Origin of the sequence: Priestia sp. 179-F W1.4 NHS, from assembly GCF_045369295.1 — a bacterium.
In the GTDB taxonomy this organism is placed as follows: domain Bacteria; phylum Bacillota; class Bacilli; order Bacillales; family Bacillaceae_H; genus Priestia; species Priestia zanthoxyli.
On sequence record NZ_JBIQFF010000001.1, the window covers coordinates 377249 to 401082 of the forward strand.

Annotated in this window: 23 protein-coding genes and 5 tRNA genes; 26 read left to right on the top strand and 2 right to left on the bottom strand. The window is 38.4% G+C overall.

Annotation, left to right across the window (positions count from 1 at the left end):
* The first annotated feature begins 303 nt into the window (after nt 1-303).
* The 22 genes from ACH0CI_RS01900 to ACH0CI_RS02005 all read left to right on the top strand — a co-directional run bounded on the left by ACH0CI_RS01900 (nt 304) and on the right by ACH0CI_RS02005 (nt 19499).
* Nucleotides 304-789 (top strand): DUF456 domain-containing protein, encoded by a 486-nt coding sequence (locus ACH0CI_RS01900; RefSeq protein WP_028411626.1) that lies wholly within the window; start codon nt 304-306, stop codon nt 787-789.
* A gap of 62 nt (nt 790-851) precedes the next feature.
* Nucleotides 852-926: transfer RNA gene (locus tag ACH0CI_RS01905), tRNA-Asn, on the top strand.
* 1 nt (nt 927) lies between these two features.
* Nucleotides 928-1001: transfer RNA gene (locus ACH0CI_RS01910), tRNA-Met, on the top strand.
* Between the two features lie 40 nt (nt 1002-1041).
* A tRNA-Asn gene (locus tag ACH0CI_RS01915) sits at nt 1042-1116 on the top strand.
* Nucleotides 1117-1119: 3 nt separating this feature from the next.
* Nucleotides 1120-1196 (top strand) — tRNA-Ile (locus tag ACH0CI_RS01920).
* An 11-nt stretch (nt 1197-1207) separates the two neighbouring features.
* Nucleotides 1208-1300, top strand: a tRNA-Ser gene (locus ACH0CI_RS01925).
* Nucleotides 1301-1497: 197 nt separating this feature from the next.
* Nucleotides 1498-2106 (top strand): superoxide dismutase SodA, encoded by a 609-nt coding sequence (gene sodA, locus ACH0CI_RS01930; RefSeq protein ID WP_335387934.1) that lies wholly within the window; start codon nt 1498-1500, stop codon nt 2104-2106.
* A gap of 129 nt (nt 2107-2235) precedes the next feature.
* Entirely contained in the window at nt 2236-3513 is a 1278-nt protein-coding gene (locus tag ACH0CI_RS01935; RefSeq protein ID WP_335387932.1) for an MFS transporter, read from the top strand.
* Between the two features lie 161 nt (nt 3514-3674).
* Nucleotides 3675-5852: a peptidoglycan D,D-transpeptidase FtsI family protein gene (locus ACH0CI_RS01940; protein ID WP_406900813.1), complete on the top strand. Its 2178-nt coding sequence runs from the start codon at nt 3675-3677 to the stop codon at nt 5850-5852.
* A gap of 644 nt (nt 5853-6496) precedes the next feature.
* Nucleotides 6497-7294 carry a phosphate ABC transporter ATP-binding protein PstB gene (pstB, locus tag ACH0CI_RS01945; RefSeq protein WP_370506071.1) on the top strand — a complete coding sequence of 266 codons (798 nt, stop codon included), beginning with the start codon at nt 6497-6499 and terminating at the stop codon, nt 7292-7294.
* Between the two features lie 22 nt (nt 7295-7316).
* Entirely contained in the window at nt 7317-7976 is a 660-nt protein-coding gene (phoU, locus tag ACH0CI_RS01950; protein WP_013059193.1) for a phosphate signaling complex protein PhoU, read from the top strand.
* Between the two features lie 394 nt (nt 7977-8370).
* Nucleotides 8371-8865 (top strand): DUF4912 domain-containing protein, encoded by a 495-nt coding sequence (locus ACH0CI_RS01955; protein ID WP_406900814.1) that lies wholly within the window; start codon nt 8371-8373, stop codon nt 8863-8865.
* Nucleotides 8858-11176, top strand: a complete 2319-nt coding sequence (locus ACH0CI_RS01960; RefSeq protein ID WP_406900815.1) for a glycosyltransferase — start codon at nt 8858-8860, stop codon at nt 11174-11176. Before ACH0CI_RS01955 ends, ACH0CI_RS01960 begins: the two co-directional genes overlap by 8 nt.
* Entirely contained in the window at nt 11173-13452 is a 2280-nt protein-coding gene (locus ACH0CI_RS01965) for a sugar phosphate nucleotidyltransferase (RefSeq protein WP_406900816.1), read from the top strand. Before ACH0CI_RS01960 ends, ACH0CI_RS01965 begins: the two co-directional genes overlap by 4 nt.
* A gap of 242 nt (nt 13453-13694) precedes the next feature.
* A complete protein-coding gene (gene rpmG / locus ACH0CI_RS01970; RefSeq protein ID WP_013059189.1) occupies nt 13695-13844 on the top strand; it encodes a 50S ribosomal protein L33 in 150 nt (49 codons plus the stop codon).
* Nucleotides 13845-13892: 48 nt separating this feature from the next.
* The gene (locus ACH0CI_RS01975; RefSeq protein ID WP_406900817.1) at nt 13893-14459 is read left to right on the top strand and encodes a 5-formyltetrahydrofolate cyclo-ligase; all 567 of its coding nucleotides are present in this window, start codon (nt 13893-13895) and stop codon (nt 14457-14459) included.
* On the top strand, nt 14446-15243 hold the full coding sequence (locus tag ACH0CI_RS01980; protein ID WP_047749836.1) for a DUF92 domain-containing protein: 798 nt from the start codon (nt 14446-14448) through the stop codon (nt 15241-15243). The genes ACH0CI_RS01975 and ACH0CI_RS01980 overlap by 14 nt, the downstream gene beginning before the upstream one ends.
* 51 nt (nt 15244-15294) lie before the next feature.
* Nucleotides 15295-15471 carry a hypothetical protein gene (locus ACH0CI_RS01985; RefSeq protein WP_013059186.1) on the top strand — a complete coding sequence of 59 codons (177 nt, stop codon included), beginning with the start codon at nt 15295-15297 and terminating at the stop codon, nt 15469-15471.
* A gap of 134 nt (nt 15472-15605) precedes the next feature.
* Nucleotides 15606-17126: a rhomboid family protein gene (locus ACH0CI_RS01990; RefSeq protein ID WP_028411618.1), complete on the top strand. Its 1521-nt coding sequence runs from the start codon at nt 15606-15608 to the stop codon at nt 17124-17126.
* Nucleotides 17127-17307: 181 nt separating this feature from the next.
* Nucleotides 17308-17514, top strand: coding sequence for a YqgQ family protein (locus ACH0CI_RS01995; protein ID WP_028411617.1), 207 nt, complete (start codon nt 17308-17310; stop codon nt 17512-17514).
* Between the two features lie 2 nt (nt 17515-17516).
* Nucleotides 17517-18485 (top strand): ROK family glucokinase, encoded by a 969-nt coding sequence (locus ACH0CI_RS02000; protein WP_013059183.1) that lies wholly within the window; start codon nt 17517-17519, stop codon nt 18483-18485.
* Between the two features lie 111 nt (nt 18486-18596).
* Nucleotides 18597-19499, top strand: coding sequence for a M14 family metallopeptidase (locus ACH0CI_RS02005; protein ID WP_406900818.1), 903 nt, complete (start codon nt 18597-18599; stop codon nt 19497-19499).
* 35 nt (nt 19500-19534) lie between these two features.
* Here the strand turns inward: ACH0CI_RS02005 and ACH0CI_RS02010 are convergent, their stop codons facing one another.
* Nucleotides 19535-19711: a DUF2759 domain-containing protein gene (locus ACH0CI_RS02010; RefSeq protein ID WP_028411614.1), complete on the bottom strand. Its 177-nt coding sequence runs from the start codon at nt 19709-19711 to the stop codon at nt 19535-19537.
* A gap of 209 nt (nt 19712-19920) precedes the next feature.
* Between ACH0CI_RS02010 and ACH0CI_RS02015 the strand changes: the two genes are divergently transcribed.
* A complete protein-coding gene (locus tag ACH0CI_RS02015) occupies nt 19921-20553 on the top strand; it encodes an MBL fold metallo-hydrolase (RefSeq protein ID WP_028411613.1) in 633 nt (210 codons plus the stop codon).
* 37 nt (nt 20554-20590) lie between these two features.
* On the opposite strand, the gene ACH0CI_RS02020 is transcribed toward ACH0CI_RS02015, so the two are convergent.
* Entirely contained in the window at nt 20591-20827 is a 237-nt protein-coding gene (locus tag ACH0CI_RS02020; RefSeq protein WP_013059179.1) for a DUF2626 domain-containing protein, read from the bottom strand.
* A 261-nt stretch (nt 20828-21088) separates the two neighbouring features.
* On the opposite strand from ACH0CI_RS02020, the gene ACH0CI_RS02025 reads away from it, so the two are divergent.
* The 3 genes from ACH0CI_RS02025 to comGB all read left to right on the top strand — a co-directional run bounded on the left by ACH0CI_RS02025 (nt 21089) and on the right by comGB (nt 23831).
* A complete protein-coding gene (locus tag ACH0CI_RS02025; protein ID WP_028411612.1) occupies nt 21089-21472 on the top strand; it encodes a Spx/MgsR family RNA polymerase-binding regulatory protein in 384 nt (127 codons plus the stop codon).
* A 269-nt stretch (nt 21473-21741) separates the two neighbouring features.
* The gene (gene comGA / locus ACH0CI_RS02030) at nt 21742-22794 is read left to right on the top strand and encodes a competence type IV pilus ATPase ComGA (protein ID WP_406900819.1); all 1053 of its coding nucleotides are present in this window, start codon (nt 21742-21744) and stop codon (nt 22792-22794) included.
* On the top strand, nt 22785-23831 hold the full coding sequence (gene comGB / locus ACH0CI_RS02035) for a competence type IV pilus assembly protein ComGB (protein WP_335387921.1): 1047 nt from the start codon (nt 22785-22787) through the stop codon (nt 23829-23831). Before comGA ends, comGB begins: the two co-directional genes overlap by 10 nt.
* Nucleotides 23832-23834 lie beyond the last annotated feature (3 nt).

The following is a 23834-nucleotide window of genomic DNA, read 5'->3' on the forward strand; positions in this document are numbered from 1 at the left end:
TTTTATAGCGGAAATTTAAGGTTTACAATAGATTTTAGAAAACGTTACCAATTAAAATGGTGCGATGGAGCGTTTTGTCAAAAGCATTTCTTTATATGTACAGATTTTGCTGTCATTGTTTTTGGGGGTTATTACGGGCAGTTTGAGGACTGTGCTGTTAATAGTACAGTGGTACACTCGAAAATCGTTATCTGAAGATATATTCGAAAGTAAAATAAAGGAAGGTCTCGTGGTGCAAGGTCTTTCTTTATAGGAGTGGTTATTGTATGATAAATAGTAATAATAAAAAGGATAGGTGCGGGCATGGCTATTTTATGTTGGGCATTAGTTATCATTAGCTTTGTTGTATCGTTTGTTGGGTTGGTTTATCCCATCATCCCAAGCGTGCTATTTGTAGCGCTAGGATTTGTCATATACGGTTTATTTTATGATTTTAGCTCCTATAGCTGGTTATTTTGGGTGATACAAGGATTGTTAGTTGTCGCACTTTTTTTAGCAGACTATATCGCTAATATTATTGGTGTGAAAAAATTCGGAGGCACTAAAGCAGGCGTTTGGGGAAGTACAGTTGGATTGCTTGTGGGCCCGTTTGTTATTCCGGGATTTGGAATTATTTTAGGGCCATTTATCGGAGCGATTGTAGGAGAACTGATTGTCCATCGGACCACAATTAGCAACGCAGTAAAAATTGGAGTAGGTTCGGTTATTGGCTTTTTTAGTGGCGCTATCTCGAAAGGATTTATTCAACTGTTGATGATTGCCTATTTTTTATACGCTGTTTTAAAATAATATATTGACTTTAGGCCAGAAACATGTTAAATTTTTAATGTCGCTAGTAAATGTTATATTGTTCCACAGTAGCTCAGTGGTAGAGCTATCGGCTGTTAACCGATCGGTCGTAGGTTCGAGTCCTACCTGTGGAGCCATGGCGGTGTAGCTCAGCTGGCTAGAGCGTACGGTTCATACCCGTGAGGTCGGGGGTTCGATCCCCTCCGCCGCTATTTTCCAATTTACGTTTGTGACATACATAATTCATATTGTTCCACAGTAGCTCAGTGGTAGAGCTATCGGCTGTTAACCGATCGGTCGTAGGTTCGAGTCCTACCTGTGGAGCCACGTGGACCCTTAGCTCAGCTGGTTAGAGCAGACGGCTCATAACCGTCCGGTCGCAGGTTCGAGTCCTGCAGGGTCCACCATTTATAGGGTTGGAGGAATACCCAAGTCCGGCTGAAGGGATCGGTCTTGAAAACCGACAGGGGTGTTAAAGCCCGCGGGGGTTCGAATCCCTCTTCCTCCGCCATACTATTGTCTATTCAAAGCTTCTTTTGAGAAAAAGAAGCTTTTTTTATGTTTAAAAGAATAGCGAATGGGAATTAGGTAAATATAAATCATGGATTAGGTACTTTTTATTTGAAAGAGTAGGGTAAATTTGCTAATCTAAACGTATATGGTGCTTTTGCGCCAAAATGCTTACATATTTTGAAGGAGGAATTATTCATGGCTTACAAATTACCAGAACTACCTTATGCATACGATGCACTGGAACCACATATCGACAAAGAAACAATGAATATTCACCACACAAAACATCACAACACATATGTTACAAACCTAAACGCTGCTGTTGAAGGCAAAGCGGATTTAGAAAGCAAAAGTATTGAAGAGTTAATTTCAAACTTAGATGCTGTTCCTGAAGATATCCGTACAGCAGTACGCAATAACGGTGGCGGTCATGCGAACCACTCATTATTTTGGACAATCCTTTGCCCTAACGGCGGCGGTGCTCCAACTGGTGAATTAGCAGACGCTATCGCTAGCAAATTCGGCAGCTTTGATCAATTCAAAGAAGAATTTGCAAATGCAGCTAAAACTCGCTTCGGTTCTGGCTGGGCTTGGTTAGTTGTAAACAACGGCGAATTAGAAGTAACAAGCACACCAAACCAAGATAGCCCATTAATGGAAGGCAAAACGCCAATTCTTGGTCTAGACGTTTGGGAGCACGCTTACTACTTAAATTATCAAAACCGCCGTCCAGATTACATTTCAGCATTCTTTAATGTTGTAAAATGGGACGAAGTTACTAAGCGTTACGACGCTGCAAAATAAGCTGAAGATGTATTTAAGAGCCAGTAAAGTAATTATTACCTTTACTGGCTTTTTTGTTTTCCAATTCTTTTACATATCTCCTTTTCTTTTTCACACACTAGGTGTAGAAGAGAAAAGGAGTTTTTTGATATGCCTTTATTAAAAAAAGTAGTTGGAGATGTAGAAGTTAGTAAAGATTTACTTTTGCTTTTAATTATAGGCGGTCTTTATGCCTTGGCTATTTCAATTTCCAATTCGTTTGTTAACATTTATCTGTGGAAACAATCAGGCGAATTTTCGGATCTCGCTATTTATAATTTAGCGGTAGTGGTGCTTCAGCCGCTTACGTTTATTTTAGCAGGTAAATGGGCCAAACGAATTGACCGGGTTGTGGTTTTAAGGTTAGGCGTATCTTTTTTAGCTGTTTTTTATATCGCTGTATTAGTCTGTGGAGCTAACGCAGCCGAGTATTTAGTATTGCTTGGTGGACTGCTGGGTATAGGATATGGCTTTTATTGGCTAGCTTTTAATGTGCTAACTTTTGAAATTACAGAACCTGATACAAGAGACTTTTTTAACGGATTTTTAGGGATCTTAAACTCTTTTGCAGGGATGATTGGTCCTTTAGGAGCGGGCTTTGTTATTTCCGCTTTGTATGAATCACTTGGGTATAAAATTGTGTTTGGTGTATCTCTGCTATTGTTTGTCGGTGCCGTTGTGCTTAGTTTTTTTATTACAAGACGCGCAGCTGAAGGAGTATACAAATTTAAAGAAGTGTGGGCTGAACGAAAAGTCAACAAAGACTGGAATCGAGTATTACAGGCTCATTTCTTTCAAGGATTGCGTGAAGGTACGTTCATTTTTGTCGTATCTGTCATGGTATTTATTACGACGGGAAGTGAATTAGCTTTAGGAACTTATGGACTGGTGAATTCAGCGGTGGCGTTTGTAGGATACTATGTAGCCTCAAGATTTATTAAGCAAAAAAATCGCCTTCGATTTATTTTCACCGGGGGCCTCCTTCTCTATGGAGCAGTCTTTTTGCTTATCTTTAACTTATCGTATCCAAAGTTAATTATATATGCTGTTTGTATTGCTATTGCCTATCCTATTTTGTTGGTTCCATTCATTTCTCTAACGTACGATGTGATTGGACGAGCAAAGGACGTTGTTTCAAAAAGAATCGAATACATTGTTGTCAGAGAAGTATTTCTGAATATTGGGCGCGTTGTTTCCATATCTTTATTTTTAATAGCCGTACTATTTTTTGATGAAGCAAAAAGTATTCCCATTTTATTAGCTATTGTTGGAGCAGGGCATACGATCATTTATTTTTGTGTAAGACATATCTCACAGCCTCTGCACAAAAAAGAAACGACTGTTACTCCTCCAGTATTAAATGAAGGAGACGGAGAGTCTCCAGCTTAGAGTATTATTAGCTCCTTCATTTGTACTATGGAAAATGCCTCGCTTTTCTTTTAGAATAAATACGTTGTGTAAATAGGCACCTGCCAGGTGTCTATTTATTTGCTAAATGTCTGATTTTATGGTGTTATGGTATATATGTTTTATAAAGTGTAGGTGTTGGTATGAAAAAGAAAAAAAGAAGAAAAAGTCACGTGCCTTTTCGTGTGAACTTACTTTTCTTGACCGTATTTGCCCTATTTTCCGTATTAATTTTGCGGTTGGGACTTGTTCAAATTGTGTACGGTGAGAATTACGAACGAGAAGTCGAAAAAACACAGGACGTTACAGTCAGTACGCCTGTTCCTCGAGGGAAAATGTACGATCGGTATAACCGCGTAATTGTAGATAATACCTCTTTAAATACGATTACATATACTCGTTTTCAAGGAAATACAGCTGAAGAAAGGCTGCGCATCGCTAAGAAGTTAGCCACTATGATCGATGTTCCTTACACCACAAATGTGATTGATATTCCAGAAAATAGAAAGAATAAAGATGTTAAAAACGTGGTAAAAATTACAGAACGCGACATGAAGGATTATTGGATTATGCTTCACCCTAAAGAAGCGGAGCAGAAAATTACGAAAGCTGATCGCAAAAAAGTTCAAGATGGTGAAATGACTGATGACGAACTGTATCAACGTCAGTTAGACCGCATTTCTAAAAAAGATTTAGAAAGTTTAAAGAGTGATTTAGAAGTTCTAGCTATTAAGCGCCAAATGGAGGCAGGTTATTCTAACACCCCGCAAGTTGTTAAAAGCGGTGTGACAAATGAAGAGTATGCCGTTGTAAGTGAGCATTTAGATGAACTTCCGGGTGTTGATACAACAACGTATTGGGATCGCTCATACCCAGAAAACAGCACTCTCCGTACTTTGCTTGGAAATGTATCCTCTGCCAACGAGGGTCTGCCCAAAGATAAAGTACAGTATTACTTATCAAGAGGCTATAGTCGAAATGACCAAGTTGGGACGAGCTATTTAGAGAAGCAATACGAAGCTCAGCTCAGCGGTCAAAAAGAAAAAGTCCAGTATGTAACAGATGATAAAGGAAATCTCCTTGATACAATTCAAGTGTCGAAAGGCGAACGCGGCAGTGATTTAGTTTTAACTATTGATATGGAGCTTCAAAAAGCGGTAGAAAAACAAATTACGGACCAGCTTTTAGCCAAAAAGAAAATGAAAGGAACGCAGTTTTTAGACCGTGCTTTTGTGATTATGATGGATCCTCACACAGGAGAAATCTTAACAATGGCAGGTAAAAAATACACCATTGATAAGAAGACTGGGGTACCTAAAATAGAAGATTTTGCATTAGGGAATATTTCAACATCTTATACAATGGGCTCTGTTGTAAAAGGGGCAACGGTTCTAGCTGGCTTAGATTCAGGAGCTATTAAGCCAAACACAGTGTTCGTTGATGAACCGTTAAAAATTAAAGGAACACCAATTAAGAAATCAGCTGAGGCTGAGGGGTTAGGACCCTTAACGTATTCATCCGCGTTAAAATATTCATCCAACGTATTTATGTTTAAAACGATAATGGCGATGGCTGGATTACAGTACCACAAGAACATGACTTTACCGATTAAACCTGACACATTCAGCGAACTGCGTTCGTACTACAGTCAGTTCGGCTTAGGCGTATCAACAGGCATAAACCTCGATAACGAATCAACAGGTGTACAAGGCGGAAGCAATGTTCCAGGTACAGCACTTGATTTAGGAATTGGCCAGTATGATACGTACACGCCGCTGCAGCTTGTTCAATACACTTCTGCAATAGCTAATGGAGGGTATCGCATCAAGCCGCAGCTAGTAAAAGAAATCCGAAAGCCAACGATAAAGACCGATGAAATTGGTGGTACGCAGCATTCATTTGAACCTGATGTGTTAAATCGTATCACGATGAAAGAAGAATACATTAAAGATGTTCAAAATGGCTTTAAACGGGTTACGCAGGAACAAGGCGGTACAGGGTACGCAGCTTTCCATACAGCGAACTATAATCCTGCTGGTAAATCTGGAACGGCACAAGCCTATGAGAAAAACCCAAGCGGAGGGGATCCAATTAAAGTTAATAATTCAAACTTTGTGGCCTTTGCTCCGGCAAATGATCCTGAAATTGCAGTAGCTGTCGTGGTACCATCGGCATTTGTGCCAAGTGCACCAAATACCATTACAAAAGAGCTTGCTCGTTCTGCGCTCGATACGTATTTTGATTTAAAGAAAAAAGGTGAACAAGAAGTAAAAGATCAAGAAGAGAATCAACAGGCTGTCATTGCAAACGACGCCAATTAAAGAGGTTGGGAAAAAGCATATTAGTTGAAGTAAGATCCGAACAACGTTGATTAAGAATCAACACTGTTCGGATTTTTTTATTGAGAGGGTGAACGTAGATTTCATGTAAGTAGGTGCTTTAAGCGGTTGATTGGAGGGCAGGGCGAAGACTTCTGCCGGAAAAGCGGAAGAAGTGAGACCCCGCAGGGGCGGAAGCGACAACGAGGCTCACCGGCCGCCTGCTTGAACGGAAATCAACAGTGGTGTCAGAAGTGATTCGTACTGGCTTATTTATCTAATTTACTTATCTTTATATCAAATTAATTTAGTTGTGTCTCAACCTCTTCTTTTTTTGTTAGAAATCTTTACATATATGGTTTTTTATTGAATTTAAGGGTCGTAAGAACTAGTTTTTTACCTAAAAAACACGCAGATAGGCCTTCGTTTACAAAAGCTTTACATTGAGTTAAAACACAATTAATAGTCGGCTATTATTCTGTAAGTGTAAGGATTAATAGAAATGATCAAAGTAAGGGGAAGCGTTCGGCTTCTCGTATGTATTTACACTAATAGTAAACAATAGATATTAAATAGACATAGAGAGACTTTTATTGTGCTCAAAACGGTTAAAGACGATGAAGGAGGATTATCTAATGGCAATAACAATGGAATTGACTAACAAAGAAAAAGTAAATACTCCGCAAACAAAAGAAATTGTATATAAAACAAAAGGTTTGAATTTATGGTATGGCAACACACATGCCTTAAAAAATATTGATTTAGACATTCATGCTAACGAAGTTACCGCGATCATCGGTCCATCGGGCTGCGGAAAATCAACATATATTAAAACGTTAAATCGTATGGTAGAAATGACGCCAATTGTCCGTACCTCAGGTGAAATTGAGTATAGAGGAAAAAATATTTTTGATAAATCGTACCATGTGGAAGAGCTGCGCACGCAAGTAGGAATGGTTTTCCAAAAACCAAATCCGTTCCCAAAATCTATTTATGATAATATCGCGTACGGTCCAAGAATTCATGGCGTCCGCAACAAGAAAAAACTAGATGAAATTGTTGAAAAAAGTTTACGAGGAGCAGCTATTTGGGACGAAGTTAAAGATCGTTTGAATCAAAATGCGAATGGGTTGTCAGGTGGACAACAGCAGCGTATCTGTATTGCACGCTGCTTGGCTATTGAACCCGACGTTATTTTAATGGATGAGCCTACTTCTGCACTCGATCCAATTTCGACATTAAAAGTAGAAGAGTTAGTACAAGAATTAAAGAAAGACTTCAGCATTATTATTGTTACACATAATATGCAGCAAGCGGCACGTATTTCAGATAAAACAGCATTTTTCTTAAATGGAGAAGTGGTAGAGTACGCAGAAACAGATAAAATCTTCTCAATGCCATCTGATAAACGCACAGAAGATTATATTACAGGTCGTTTCGGTTAAGACATACAAGGAGATGGGATGAGTGGTTGTACGCGAAAAGTTTCATGGTGATTTAAAGATATTACGTGAAAAATTATTAGAAATAGGGCGCTTAACGCATGAGGCGTTATCAAAATCAATTGAAGCGTTGCAAACAAGTAACGTTGAGCTGGCGCTAGAAATTATCGATGGTGATTCATACGTGGATGACTTAGAAGAAGAAATTAATGACCTAGCTATCTTACTGATTGCAAAGCAGCAGCCCGTGGCTATTGATTTAAGACGTATTATTGTGGCAATTAAAATTGCTTCGGATGTTGAGCGTATGGCAGATTTTGCCGTTAATGTAGCAAAATCAGCTATACGAATTGGAAACGAAGAATTAATTAAGCCGTTAGAACATGTAAAGAAAATGCACGATATTTCGATTGAAATGCTGAGCCTTTCGTTAAAAGCTTATCACGAAGAAGATCTGGTGTTGGCTAAAAAAGTAGCGGAAATGGACGATCAAGTGGATGAGCTTTACGGAATAACAATTAAAGAACTTTTAAGTCTTGCTAAAGAAAAGCAGGAGGCTATGAACCAAATTACACAGCTTTTATTTGTAGCCCGTTATTTAGAGCGTATGGCTGATCATACCACTAACGTAGCAGAAAGCGTATTTTACCTTGTAAAAGGCAAACGCTACGATTTAAATGAATAGTGGAAAAAGAGGCTGGGAAAAAAGTGTTTTAGTTGAAGGAAGATCCGAACGATGAATCGTTCGGATTTTTTTCATTGTATCGAGAAACGTAGGTTTAATGTAGCTGCTTCTAGCTGTTAATGAGAGGGAAGGGCAAAGAACTCCTGCAGGAAAAGCGGAAGCGACGAGGAGGCTCATCGCCGCCCTCGGAAAGCGACATTTTGCACGGAAATCAACAGCGGTGTAACAAACGATTCATACGGGCTCATGCATCCAATTTGCTGGGCTGGATTTTTTAACACAAATCGACAAATTGCGTTTATTGTGGCAACTTTTTCTGAATGGTAAGATGTTAATAAGTTTATACGGCATTTATATGTAGAAAAAACAATCTAAGAAACGAAGTGATAAAACAGTGGCTCCTAATCTTATTCAAAACTTAAATGTGTGTATAGCTACTCAGCTTGACTCATCTCGTATTTATGTTCACTGGTCGTTTTCAGAGCATATTCGAGAGATGGTAGAAAGTATGTTTTCGACACGATGGGAAGAATTGAATCTAGCTATGTGTACGTATGATATAACAGGCCTTCATTTTAACGGCCATGAATCAAACCGCTATTATATGAAGGGTCTTACCGCTCATCAAGACTTCATGTTTATGAATAGCTTGGAAAGTGAGCGCACGTATGTAATAGATATTGGTATTCAAGATAAAGAAGGAAGTTTTTTTTCCCTTCTTCGTTCGAATCCGGTTTATTTGATGAAAGAACAGCATGAACAAGTGAATGTAACGTCGTTGAGCTGGATGTACGAACCTGTAAAAGTTCACCAAGGTGTTCAAAATGAATTTAGCACATATTCCTTATATTCAAATGACTTGGAGCAGGTGAAGAAGCAATATGAATAGTGATGACTGTATTCTTTTAACTTATATGCATTATCCGTTGCTACATGTACTTCAAGCAGAGAGTGAGTATCCGCTGTTTGAACAAGTAACGAACGAATTCATCCCTTTTTTAGATCAAATTGAGTCTGAAAAATTGATAGGTGCAACAGCTGCGATGTCTTGTGTATTTTTGAACGTATTAAACGACGAGGAGTTTAATACTCGTTACGCTCAGTATTTACACCAGTTTTCAAGCCGGCAGCATCAGAGAGCACTCACTTTTTTAAAAAAGTGGGACGGGAGCTTGTTCTCAGCCTGCAAATATTTCTTTCAGCATGACATGATGGAATGTATTCCTACTACCGTAACGAACGCGTTCGTTTCCATCCTTAAAACAGAACAAACGTTAAATCTCCAAATTACAGAAGCAATACGTGTTTTTCAACAGTTTTTTGAAAAAAAGCCCGTCGGTTTTTTTATACAGCAAGGAGAGTATACTCATCAAGTAGATATGCTCCTGAAATCTCATGAAATGCGCTATACCTTTGTGAAGTCATCAACAGATGAACTAAAAAAGTCCCCTGCTGGTATTATCTTGTTTCCATATCCTAAGCAAGGAAAACAAGTTGAGGAAGGAACAATGAATAAAGCGAGCGCTGTTTTGGATTTGAAAGCGAAGGACACGCTTGGCTTTCAGCGAATGCAAGCAGCAAGTGGTACATTTCAATACCCTTTAGATTACGCGAGGGATATAGAGTTTTATCCAAATGAAACTCTTGCACTCTATGGTGCAACAAAAAGCGCCGAATTTGTCAGTGAGAACAATGAATTGTTTATTTCAACCGTACAGAAGTCAGAGGCGATGCTAGGTGTGATCGATTTTAAACATCCTAGCGTGGTGAATGCCATCTACCGACAGTGGCTCCTTTTAAGTAGCAGCGATTGGCTTTATACTTTTGAAAAAGTCAGAGGTGAATACGAAAGGCAAATAAAGCTGTTTGATTTTCTCTGTCACGAAGAGAATCCAAGGATGGATAGTGAAAACAGTTTTCTTTCAGGAAGTTCTTTTTTATACCCTGTAAAAGAGATAGAGCCGTCGGCTTTATCAGTAAATCAATATAAAGGCGGTCTCTCCATTTTAATGCTTGCATGGGAATTCCCTCCTCTAGTTATCGGAGGACTTGCACGACATGTATTTGATTTATCCAGAGCGTTAGCTAGAGCGGGCCATCACGTTAGTGTATTAACGACGTATGTAGAGGGGCTGCCGGAATATGAACGTTTATACCGTGTTCACGTTTACAGAGTTAAAAGCCTGCAGCCTCATCATCCGGATTTTTTGACATGGGTAAACAGTTTGAACGTGGCTATGGCTCTTAGAGGACTGCAGTTAGGCTACAAGCTGTCTTTTGACGTTATTCATGCTCATGACTGGCTTGTTGCATCCGCAGCAAAATGTTTAGCAGATAAAACGGATAGACCGCTCATTACGACCATTCATGCGACAGAACATGGGCGCAATAATGGTATTCATAATGACATGCAGCAGAAAATTCACTTGCAAGAAGAGGAGCTGATTCGACAATCAAGCTCAATCATTGTCTGCAGCGACTATATGAAGAAAGAATTAATCACTTTATTTCACGTAGAACAAGATAAAATTGCTGTATTTCCAAATGGAATTGACAAGCAGCTGGTAGTCGACGCAGTAAATGAGCGGTTAAAAGAAAGTTTACAAAAGAAATATAATTTTAGAAAGGCCCCTATTATTTTTTCAATTGGACGAATTGTATATGAAAAAGGATTTCAGCTATTTATTGAAGCAGCGGAACTATTTAAGAAAAAACAAATAGATGTTCAATTCGTTGTGGCGGGAAAAGGGCCTTTACTTCATGAGTTTCGAACGCAGGTAAGTGAAAAGCAATTGGACAAATACGTGTATTTTATTGGGTACATTACCGATAACGAACGAAATCAGCTTCTGCAAGCTTGTAAAATGGTTGTTTTTCCAAGTCTATATGAACCTTTTGGAATTGTAGCTTTAGAGGGTATGGTAGCCAAGAAGCCAACCATCGTTGCCGATACAGGAGGTCTAAGCGATATTGTTTCACATTTCGACACGGGCCTGACGTTTGCCCGAGGAGATACGCTCGAATTAATCAACTGTATTGAATTTTTGTTAAAAAATGAAAAAACAGCTGCGAAAATCAGCGAAAATGGGTATAGAAAAGCAACAACTATGTTTAGCTGGGAAAAAATCGCTATCGATACAAGTAAGCTGTTTCAACATCACATTTGCCAGGATAAAAAAAGGAGGGAGGCAAAAAATTGAAAGCCATTATACTTGCTGGCGGTAAAGGAACAAGACTGCAGCCTTTGACCTATACGATTCCAAAGCCTATGCTGCCGCTTTACGATAAACCTGTGATGGAATATAGCATTGAACTGCTTAAGAAACATGGAATTACAGAGATTGGGATTACGCTGCAGTATAGGCATGAACAAATTATTGAATACTTTGGGGATGGCTCTCAGTGGGGAGTGACGCTTACTTATTTTATCGAAAAAGAGCCTCTTGGAACAGCGGGCGGAATTAAGCGAGCAGAGGCTTTTATTGAGGAAGACTGTATTATTATTAGTGGAGATGCCTTAACAGAAATTAATCTTCAAGACGTTATTCATTTTCATTATGAACAAAAAAGCGAAATGACCATTGTTACAAAAGAAGTAAACGACGTGCGGGGTTATGGAGTGGTGACGATAGATGAAGGGAATCGAGTCACGGGATTTGTAGAGAAACCGACCTACGAACAGGCCAATAGCCGATTGATTAATACGGGAGTGTATGTGATCAAAAAATCCGTTCTTGATTACGTGAATTCTTATGGTCCTACAGATTTTAGCTTTGACATTATCCCGCTTCTTTTGGAATATAATCATACTGTGTGCAGTTTTGTAACAGAGGATTATTGGATTGATATTGGGCAAATCCACCATTATCGTCAAGCACACTATGATCTATGGAGCAAGTGGTTTGGCAATAGACAGGAAAGTATTGTCTCAGATGACGCGCTTATAGAAGAAGGGGTGACTGTTTACGATCCGGTTTACGTAGGAGAAAATGTGGTGATTAGAAAAGGTGCTTCAATTGGTCCTTACACGATTATCGGAACCAATAGTATCATAGAAGCACATGCTGCAATCGATAAAACGATTTTGCTTCAAAACGTAACGGTGGGGGCAGAATCGTTTTTATACAACGCTACGATAGGTCCGTATGTAAATGTTCAAGCAATGACTACGTATGTCCAAGATACAGTAGCTGAAAATCAAGTGCTACCTCAACTTTCTGTAAAACCAGATGTTTCTATCTTCAAAAACGGTCGCCTGTATGTACATTCATCTGTTGATCGAGAAAGACTATACAATGCGTTATTACTTGTATGCAAACATCAAGGATCGTTCTGTCTAGCAAGCGATGATGAAGGAGAAGCTATTCAACTTCGTAAAGAATGCTTTTCTTTTTTACGGAGTAATCATTCGGCTGTGTATGATATTAAAAAAGAAGCCCTTCCGGTATTTCGATATTATATGATGACTTCACAAGCGAGCATTGGTATTTACATTGGTGTGGATAGCAAAAACAGCGGTCTGTTTTTAGAAATATATGATAATAAAGGACAATTAGTTAATCAGCTTATTGAAAAAAAGATTGAGCGGATGTATCTTCAAGCTAAAAAAGCAAACATAACGACTTCTGTTTCACTTAAAGAAACAAGCATAGGAAATATCAGGGAAGAATATTGTGATGCTTTAGTAAAATCAATTAATCAGCATGTTTTATTAGAAGACAGTACGCGGATTGGTGTGATTTGTTCACCGTTTATACAGGAAGTTGTCGAATTATTATGTAAGCGTCTTCGTGTTCATGTGTTATTTTTAAACAAGTGGGAGAAAACAGAAGAAACCAAACGAATAATTAAACGAAATAAGCTGTCTTTTTGTATTCAGATTAAAGAAGATGGAGAAACATTTGCTCTATATGATGAAAAAGGCTGCAGCGTAAATGACTCAGAAATTATGTCGCTTTATATTTATAGCGTATACATGACAAAAAAAGTAGCATTCGTTCCTATTCCTATACACTATTCATCCACATTAGAAACATTTGCTCAATCTCTCAATCAATCATTTATGAGGACAAAAGCAAAAAAACGTGATTTGCTTAGTCTTTTGGGGCCTGTTCAATTTCAGTTAGATGCCATGTACGCTTTATGTCAGCTGATCGAATTAATTATGGTGCAGCAGCGGAAAATTTCTGAAATGATTCAATATGTTCCCCACGCTTATATGAACTGGCGCTATATTTCATGTCCGATAGAAATTCAAGAACAAGTGATGAAGAAGTTATTAGAAGAAGCAATCGGTAAACAAGTGTATGTCATTGATGGTTTAAAAATTTACCATGATCCTCATGAATGGACGCTTATTTTGCCCGATGGTCACTTGCCTGTATTAAATATTTATTCAGAGGCGTTAAACACTCAGACTGCCAAGAAGCTGTCGGCATATTTTGTAGAAAAAATACAAGAATATCAAAGAGTGTAAATAATGGATTTTATTTAAAAGAAAGGAAATACGCCTCTCATAAAAAGAGTTCCGCCTATTTTAAGAAACTTCATCTATATATAAGGCGTAGCAGAGAAGGAGCTCAGGACTCTAAGAGGAAAGAAAAAGTGAAGAAATGAAATTAAATGACTTTCTTCAAAAAAACAGACTGGCATTTCCTTTCGAAAAATGATATTATATTAAAGTCTGATTTATGTTTATAATGTTTGGAGGGAAAATAGATGCGCGTAAACGTTACATTAGCTTGCACTGAAACTGGTGACCGTAATTACATTACAACTAAAAACAAGCGTAATAACCCAGATCGTCTTGAGTTAAAAAAATACAGCCCAAGACTTAAAAAAGTTACACTTCATCGTGAAACAAAGTAAGCAGTAGGAGTACAATCCTGCTGTTTTTTTTATAGGGGGGGAATTAAAATGAAATCTCATCTGCGCAAAGAGATGAAGCGCGTTCTTAATTTAATTTCTGAAGAGCAGCACGAGGCACATTCAACAAGCATAGCAAATGCACTGTATGAAACTTGTTTATGGAAAGAGGCTAGAGTCATTGCAGCTACGGTTTCAAGAAATAAAGAAGTTAATACGAAAGTCATCATTGAACGCGCTTGGAAAGATGGAAAAAAAGTAGCTGTTCCAAAATGCAACCCCACAACATCTCAAATGGTTTTCTACGAGATTACGAATTTTTCACAGCTTGAAACAGTGTACTACGGGTTAGCCGAACCAATTGTTGAAGAAACGGTTCACGTTTCAAAATCTTCAATTGATTTAATCCTTGTGCCTGGCGTGGTATATAGCAAGAATGGATATCGTATCGGCTATGGAGGCGGCTATTACGATCGTTATTTAACAGATTATACCGGACAGAAGCTAAGCCTTGCGTTTGATTGTCAAGTCGTTTCAGAGGTTCCATATGAATCTCATGATATTCCCGTTGAATATATTTTGACAGAGAAGGAGCTTATTTGCTGTGAATCCGTTTGATGCTGTCATGATAATCGTGATATTACTCATGGCAGGAGCGGGCTACATAGCAAAAGCACTGACAGTATCGGGAGCCTGCATGTCTTTCATCGTAGGAGCGAGCGTTTACATCGGTTTTTCGCTTCAAGGTTTTTTACTCTTACTCTTATTTTTTAGCACTTCTACGTTGTGTAGTAAGTATAAAAAAGAAAAAAAACGCGCATTAGAAGAAAAGCTAGAGAAGCACGACAGGCGAGATTACATTCAAGTCCTTGCTAATGGAGGTGTAGCTGCTGCTTGCGGTTTGTTATATGCTGCAACAGCTTTGCCTGTTTACATGTGGATGTTTATGATTAGTATCTCAGCTGCTAATGCTGACACATGGGCATCTGAAATAGGGTCTCTTAGTAAGAAGCCGCCGTTTTACATTTGGACGTTAAAGAGAGTAGAAGCGGGTACTTCAGGAGCCGTTTCACTTTTAGGTACAGCAGCCGGAGCAGCCGGAGCTTTTCTTATTGCTGCCGCTTGTTATTTTGCTTTTCCATCCGTATCGCTGAGTAGTATATTGCTAGTTGGGTGCTTTGGTTTTATTGGAAACGCTATAGACACTCTTCTTGGAGCAAGCGTGCAAGTTCGCTTTCGCTGTCAAAGCTGCGGTATTGAAACGGAACGGAAAGATCATTGCGGCAAGCCAACCGTAAAAGAAAAAGGAATAACGTTCTTTAACAATGATGTCGTGAATCTTGCCGCTATTTTGCTTGCTGCTTTTACAGGCGGAATCCTTATCCTGCTTTTACCTATATAAGAGCATAAAATGTTCGTCATAGGAGCAAAGTAAACGTAAGGAGGCTTGAAAATGAGACATATTGTATTAGTACTTACGCTTTTAGTTGTTGGAACGCTGGGCTACCAAATGAGATACCGTGTTTTAAATTCGCTGTTTGGAAATTCATTTATCCGCAGCCTAGCTGTTCGTTCATTTTTTAATTTGCCGTTTGTTCGGGATCGTTTAATGAAGCAGGTCTTCCGCTAAGAGCGAAAGATACATAAAAAACACCTTACAGACATGTAAGGTGTTTTTTCGTAGAAAAAGAAAAAGGGAAAATCGTTGCTTTTTTCCTGGCTTTCTGCCATCTTTACATATAGAGAGTGTGAGGAGGTGACTATTTGTCTAGGCAAGATTTTTATTATTTGCAGGTGGCACAGCAATTGCTTGGCCATTCTTCATATGAGCTGATTTCGATGAAAGCTGATGCTTCAGAGCTATGGTTTCAATCTCACTATCGCAAAGATAAGTCAATAATCCGCATAGTCCGCCGTAATTTCAAATCAGTCGTTGAGCAGCAAAAAGATGTATTGTATGCATTACAAAGAGCTGAGAATGTGCGAAAGCAGAGCGGTAAATCAACGCTTACTCTTAACACAATTTACTTTGCTGATTTTGATCCTTTTTATACAGAGCAGTCCTTAGAAAGTGCGCCGAGTCCCTCTAAAGTGAATAGTTATGTTGAACAACTAACGGCAGAGAAAGCAAGCGCTTATGAACCTCTATTCGAACGGCTGGGTCTTACATTAGAAAGCGCAGACAATTTCTCTTCCGAAGAAGAAGCTCAGCGGATAGAACAGTGGAAACATAAAATTGTGCTTTTTGTGCAGAAAAAACAAAGCGAAGAACAGCAAATAGCTGGATACGGAAAGCCTATTTTTACATATATATTTTTAGCGATGCAAATCTTAATGTTTCTATTTCTGGAGTGGAAAAGCAGTACGCAAAATACGCTCACTCTGATTCAATACGGAGCTAAATATAACCCTTTAATTATAGAAGGCGAATGGTGGCGTTTTTTTACACCTATAATTTTGCATATAGGACTTCTGCATTTGCTTATGAATAGTGTAGCCCTGTATTATTTAGGAACGCTTGTAGAGAGGATATATGGCAGCGGGCGTTTTGTCTTTATTTATATATTTGCCGGGTTTGCAGGATCTCTAGGAAGTTTTATATGGAATACGTCTATTTCCGCAGGAGCCTCAGGGGCCATTTTCGGTTGCTTTGGAGCTTTACTGTTTTTAGCAAGAACAAATCCACGCTTCTTTTTTCGAACAATGGGATCGAGTTTCATTGTCATCATTGTGATTAACTTGATTTTTGGATTTGTTGCGCCGAACGTCGATAATGCAGGGCATATTGGCGGTTTGGTTGGCGGATTTTTAGCTGCAAGCATCGTCAGTTTACCGAAACAAAAAAAGCTGTATATTCAGATTCCGGCTTTCATTTGCACGCTTTTATTAGTAGGAAGTCTGCTTTTTTATGGATATCATGAGCGTTCTGTTTATCAAGATGAGCCATATGCACTCAGCGTAGCGGCTACGTATCTTCAGCAGAAGCAGTATGAAGAAGCAAAAGACGCCATCAAGCTTTTTATTGAAAAAGGGACAAGCAATAGTGACATATATTTTATCAGTGCTAGCGCAGAACTTTATCTTGAAAATTATAAAGAAGCTAAACAGCAATTGAATCAGGCTGTAAAGTATGATTCAACTTTTCATGAGGCGTATTACTATTTAGCTTTGGTGAATATAAAACTGAATGATATTTCAGCGGCCACACAAAATATCGACAAAGCAATTGCGCTTGAACCACAAAGTAAAAAATATGAAAAGCTGAAGCAACAGCTAGAAAATTAAAACTGTTGAATGACGAATTTAATATTTTATACTTTACTATTGTGAGAACGTTTACTAGAATATTAATATGTAGACCTAGCAGTGGGCGTTAAATACGGCCGCTGTTTATGACTGAATGACTGTTGAGTTATTTCAAAATAAATGAATCATATCACCTAGAAAATAGGATAAAGGTGACAGAATGAATACGTTATATGATGTACAACAATTATTAAAGTCCTTCGGCATTTTTATATACGTAGGCGATCGTACTGCTGATTTAGAGCTGATGGAAGCGGAAGTAAAAGAATTATATCAGTCTAATTTGATTGATGTACGTGATTACCAAATGGCAATTCTTTTGCTTCGTCGAGAGTTAAAACAACAAAAAGAGAAAAAGGATGAATGAACATGGATGACAAATGGTTAGTTGGAGTTGATTTAGGCGGTACAACAATAAAAATGGCCTTTATTAATCATTATGGAGAAATCATTCACAAGTGGGAAATTAATACGGATGTGAGCGAGCAAGGCCGTAAAATTCCAACAGATATTGCAAAAGCAATTGATAAAAAGTTAAACGATCTTGGAGAAGTAAAATCAAGGTTGGTAGGAATTGGTATTGGTGCACCGGGGCCTGTCAACTTTGCAAACGGTTCGATTGAAGTAGCTGTCAATTTAGGTTGGGAAAAATTCCCTATCAAAGATATCTTGGAAGTAGAAACTTCTCTTCCTGTTGTAGTAGACAATGATGCAAACATTGCAGCCATTGGAGAAATGTGGAAAGGTGCTGGAGACGGAGCAAAAGATTTGCTGTGCGTTACGCTTGGTACAGGTGTTGGCGGCGGTGTCATTGCCAACGGTGAAATTGTACAAGGCGTAAATGGAGCAGCTGGTGAGATTGGCCACATCACATCTATTCCTGAAGGCGGTGCACCGTGTAACTGCGGCAAAACCGGCTGTTTGGAAACAATTGCTTCAGCAACGGGGATTGTACGTTTAACGATGGAAGAGTTAACGGAAACGGACAAACCAAGTGAGCTTCGCACAGTGTTAGAACAAAACGGACAAGTTACATCTAAAGATGTATTTGATGCAGCTCGTTCAAAAGACGAGTTAGCTATGCATGTTGTAGATAAAGTTGCCTTTCATTTAGGCCTAGCGCTAGCAAACTCTGCTAATGCATTAAACCCTGAGAAAATCGTTCTAGGTGGCGGTGTGTCTCGTGCAGGCGAGGTATTACTTGCACCGGTAAGAGACTATTTCAAACGTTTTGCATTTCCTCGCGTAGCGCAAGGTGCTGAACTAGCAATCGCTACTTTAGGAAATGATGCGGGAATTATTGGAGGAGCTTGGTTAGTTAAATCTTATTTTGAATAATAAGCATGAATCTAACTGAGATAAAAAAGCGCTTTGACATTTAGTCAAAGCGCTTTTTTATCATGCATCTTTTCAATCTTTACATATACATAGTGTAAAGGAGTGAAGATTATGCGAATTATAGATATCCAAAAGCCTTACGATTACAAGCGAACCATAAAAGACATACAAACACTTTTGACTTATTATCCCTATGGTTCTCTTGAATGGATAGGGTGCAGCGTGCTTGGAAAGCCGATTCCTCATATTTTAATTGGAAACGGAAAGAGAAAGGTTCATATCAATGCGTCGTTTCATGCTAATGAATGGATTACGACAAATGTTCTTCTACAGTTTATGGAAGATTATTTAGCTGCTCTTCATTATGATCAGGCGTTGAACGGGCAAGATTCAAGAGCTCTTTTTAATCAAATTACGCTTTCTGCAGTTCCAATTGTTAACCCAGACGGAGTAGATCTGGTCTTAAAAGGTCCTGGTGTAGGCGAACCTTATGCGTCTTTTCTTTCTAAAATAGGGAGAGATTTTCCGGATTTTCAAAGCTGGAAAGCAAATATCCGAGGGGTGGACTTAAACAATCAGTTTCCGGCTTATTGGGAAATCGAAAAAAAGCGTAAAGAACCTAAAGCGCCGCATTATCGAGATTTTCCAGGCTATGAATCTCTCTCTGAACCTGAAGCTCAGGCAATGGTAAAACTCGTTGAGCGTCATGATTTTGATTGTGTGATTGCTTTACATACCCAAGGAGAAGAATTTTATTGGGGGTATATGAATGAAGAGCCTGAGGAAGCAGAGGAAATAGCAAGCTATTTTGAAAGGGTAAGCGGTTATAAAGCTATCAAAACGATTGATAGTCACGCGGGATTTAAGGATTGGTTTATTTTAGAAAAGAAAAAGCTGGGGTTCACCCTAGAATTGGGAAAAGGGATTAATCCGCTGCCTTTATCTCAAATATCGCGCGTATATAATCCGACTAAAGCTATTTTAGTTGCGGCAATGGATTATCTGTCTATTTAAAAAGCCACGCAAAGCATATGCTTTGCATGGCTTTTTTAATGATGTACCGCCGGATAGCCGTGATGTATGATGGTCATCACGGTAAACCATCCGAATACACCGAATGTTAGTACCGAAAAACCAATGCCTAATATGTTTTTATTTCTCAAAGATGAAATAGCTGCAAATACGCCTAGCAATGTTGTTAGTGCAAAAATAATCATAAGACCCACTCGAAGAAACCTCCTTTAGGTAACTTAAAATTAAAGCGCTATCATTAGCTTATCCCTTCAATTGTAAAACTTTTCTAACCGTTTGTCGAGATGAAAACCAATCTTTCTTTTGCTTCTTTGGCTTAGAAAGGTCCTTACTTTCATTTATAAGATGATGTGTGTATGATAATGCATATAACGGAAATAAATTTACACAAGGAGGACACATTATGAACTATCATCGTATACCGCTAGGACCTATTCAAACGAATTGTTATGTCGTTGCTAACGAAAAAAAAGAATGTTTAATTTTTGATCCGGGAGCTCAGGGAAAACAGCTCGTTGAATTTCTCGAAAAACAAACGTATAAACCATTAGCTATTTTGCTGACACACGCTCATTTCGATCACATTGGAGGAGTAGATGAGGTGATGAATCACTACTCTATCCCGCTTTATGTACATAAAAACGAAAAAGAATGGCTTCATAATAGTGACTTAAACGGGTCGAAATTTTTTGACCTAGGAGAAATTACAGCTCCAGATGCAACCGATATTATTTCATCAGAAGGCAATTTAACAATCGGTTCATTCCAATTTGAGGTGTATGAAACGCCTGGTCATTCTCCTGGCAGCGTTTCATATTATTTCAAACCGGGTAACTTTGTAGTATCTGGTGACGCGCTTTTTGCAGGCGGCATCGGGCGCACAGATTTACCTGGAGGTAATCAAGCTCAGCTGTTAGAAAGCATCGAATCGAAATTGCTGTCCCTTCCAGAAGATACGCTTGTACTAAGCGGTCACGGACCTGAAACAACTGTGGGACACGAAATGGATCAAAATCCTTTTCTAAATGGGTTTTAAGAATACAAAAAGCGATGGAAGCCCATCGCTTTTCTCTTTACTGTCCTGGTGTCATCATAAAAGTTGACCAGTATGTGAACCCCACAAAAAAGACGGTCAAATATGCTCCAAAAACGTAAATGTACATTCTTTCAGACAGCTTTAAATAACTAAGAATTACAAAAAAGCCTGTTTGAGCTAAAAAGAGTAAAGAAGTCTTATGCATGTGACCGAGGTAAAACATTACAGTGAAAATTGCTGTCCAGAACCCCATTACACGGTACATTCGTTCCACGTCCATTTCCTCCTTTATCAAACTTAGTTAGTGTCATGATGAATGTCATCGCTGTGTAAGCACTAGAAAGCACTTATGAAACTATATCGATACTTTTCCATTATAATACATCCTTTCTTTCCTGAAAACGCTATCTTTTCCTTGAAATACGACAGAAGAAAAAAAGTTATACAAAACGTATGCAAAATACTATACAAAGGTTATACAAAACGTGTACAATGTATATAAACAATCTATAACTAAAAAACGGGAGGGTTTCATATGGAAGAAATTAAATTTTATACGTACCCGAGCTGTACATCATGTCGTAAAACGAAAAAGTGGCTAGTGAAGGAAGATGTAAATTTTAAAGAGCGTCATTTATTTAGAGAAACACCTACTCATAAAGAAATGCTTGAACTTCTTTCTATGACAACAGAAGGGATGGATGAACTTCTTGCTAAAAGAAGTCAGGAATATAAAAAGTTAAATGTTGATGTGGACAGCATGACGTTATCACAAGTAGTCAATCTATTAATTGAACATCCTCGTTTGCTTCGCCGCCCCATTTTAACGGATGGCAAAAAGCTTGTAGTAGGTTATAACGAATCTGCACTTAAAAATTTGGTCAAGAAAAAAACAAGTCTTGCGTCTCTAGTTGTGTAAGCATACATGATGAAGAAGCTCAATTCAGTAAATAACGAATAAAACGACAGCGTAGAGTTTTACATCACGTTGTCTTTTTTTTATGTAATCGTTTAGAGGTGTACAGAAGTTGTACATCGTGTACAAGGACTGAAGCGAAGAAAAGAAGCGTATACGAAAAAAATTATAAAAATGAAAAAAGAAGGAGGAAAATCTCGAAAAAGGTCGAAATTACTGTTTCTAGGTGTTTTAAGAATCATCTTCATTACAAATAAAGGAGTGATCATCGTTTGACCGAAATTGAACAGTTTGCTACTTACGTTATACGAGATGCATGTGAGTGTCGAAGTTCTGATGTGCATATTGTGCCCCGAAAGAAAGATGCTGTGATTCAGCTGCGAATTGACCAGGAGCTTATTTTAAAGAGGGTTATTTCAAAGGAAATGTCTGAACGGCTCATTTCGCATTTTAAATTTTTAGGGGGAATGGATATTGGGGAGCGCAGAAAACCTCAAAATGGTGCATTGACCACTTCCGTTGATCACTATCAAGTAAATTTGCGTTTATCAACTCTTCCTACTTCTCATGATGAAAGTCTTGTTATTCGGCTTTTGCCTCATCAACAATCTACCTCTCTCAAACATTTATCTCTTTTTCCTGAACATACTAAAAAGCTTATTTCTCTCTTGAAATTCTCTCATGGATTAATTATTTTTACCGGTCCTACAGGATCAGGTAAAACCACTACTCTATATACTCTTTTACACGAAGTAAAGCACCTTTTTAATCGAAATGTTATTACACTAGAAGATCCTATTGAAAAACCGAGTGAAACCGTGCTTCAAGTGCAGGTAAATGAACGCGCAGGGATTACGTATACGACTGGTTTAAAAGCTATATTGCGCCATGATCCAGACATTATCATGGTGGGAGAAATAAGAGATAGTGAGACCGCCAAAATTGCTGTGAGAGCAGCGCTTACCGGACACTTGGTTTTGACAACGATGCATACTAAAGATACAAAAGGATCTTTGTACAGGCTGCTTGAGTTTGGCGTTAGCTTTCAAGAAATGGAGCAGACTCTTGTAGCAGTAGCTGCACAGCGTCTTGTAGAAATTCGCTGTCCGGTGTGTTCGGGAAAATGCCACCCTGCTTGTAAAAAAATGAGGAAGCATCGTCAGTCCAGCATATACGAATTGCTTTATGGCAAGGAGCTTAGCGCAGTGATGAGAGAAGTGAAAGGAGAAAATGCGGATTATGATTATAAGACGCTCCGAGATGTTATTCTAAAAGGAATCGCGCTAGGCTATTTATATCCGCATTCGCTAGATGGATGGGGGTAAAGACAAATAGACAAAAAAGGTGGTCTCTGGCTCAGCAAGCAAAAATTCTTAAGCAGGTCTCCAAGCTCTTAGAAAAAGGCTACACTCTTTCTCAAGCTCTTTCATTTTTGACGTTTCAAGTATCTAACAAAGAAAAAACGGATATTGAAAAATGTCTTGAGCAGTTAAAACGAGGAGAATCTTTGCACGATGCTTTTGTTAAACTTCAGTTTCACCGTGATATTTTAAGCTATTTATATTTTGCGGAACAGCATGGAAACCTTCAATTTGCTTTAAAAGAAAGTAGCTCAATGATTGAAGAAAAAGTAAGGCACCGTAAAAAATTTCAAAAGCTTGTTCAATATCCCGTATTGCTGCTTCTGTTTATTCTTTCCATTTTATTTGTTTTAAGTACGGTTTTACTTCCGCAGTTTGAAGCTCTGTACTTATCCTTTGGAAACAAGCAGTCTTCGTTTATCCTCTTATTTATGCAGGCGATGTCGTTCTTTCCTTTTGTGTTACCTGCAGTCATCAGTATGCCAATCATCCTTTATTTGTTTTATGTAATTTACATTAAAAAATTGCCTCCAGTAGTTCAAATGCAGCTTTTTATGAGAGTTCCCATTATCCGAACGTTCACACGGCTATTTAACTCCTACTTTTTTTCTGTTCATATGAGCAATTTATTAAACGGTGGTTTATCTATTTATGAATGTTTTGCTCTTTTTCAAAAGCAGGAGCATCATCCGTTCTTTCAAGTGGAAGCTTTTGCTTTTACAGATCAACTTTCCTCAGGAATGCGATTAGATCATATCGTTTCAGCTAAATCTCATTATGAAAAAGACTTGGCTCATGTTATTGTGCATGGTCAGCAGAACGGTGAGCTTTCTCAAGAGCTGTATGATTACAGTCTATTTATGATGGAAAGAATGGAACAATTTATTTTTCGTATTTTAAAATATGTACAGCCGCTTACATTTTTGTTCATCGGAATTGTCATTCTGCTTATGTATATGTCTGTTATGCTTCCGATGTTAGAAGTGATGTCGAGCTTGTAGAAG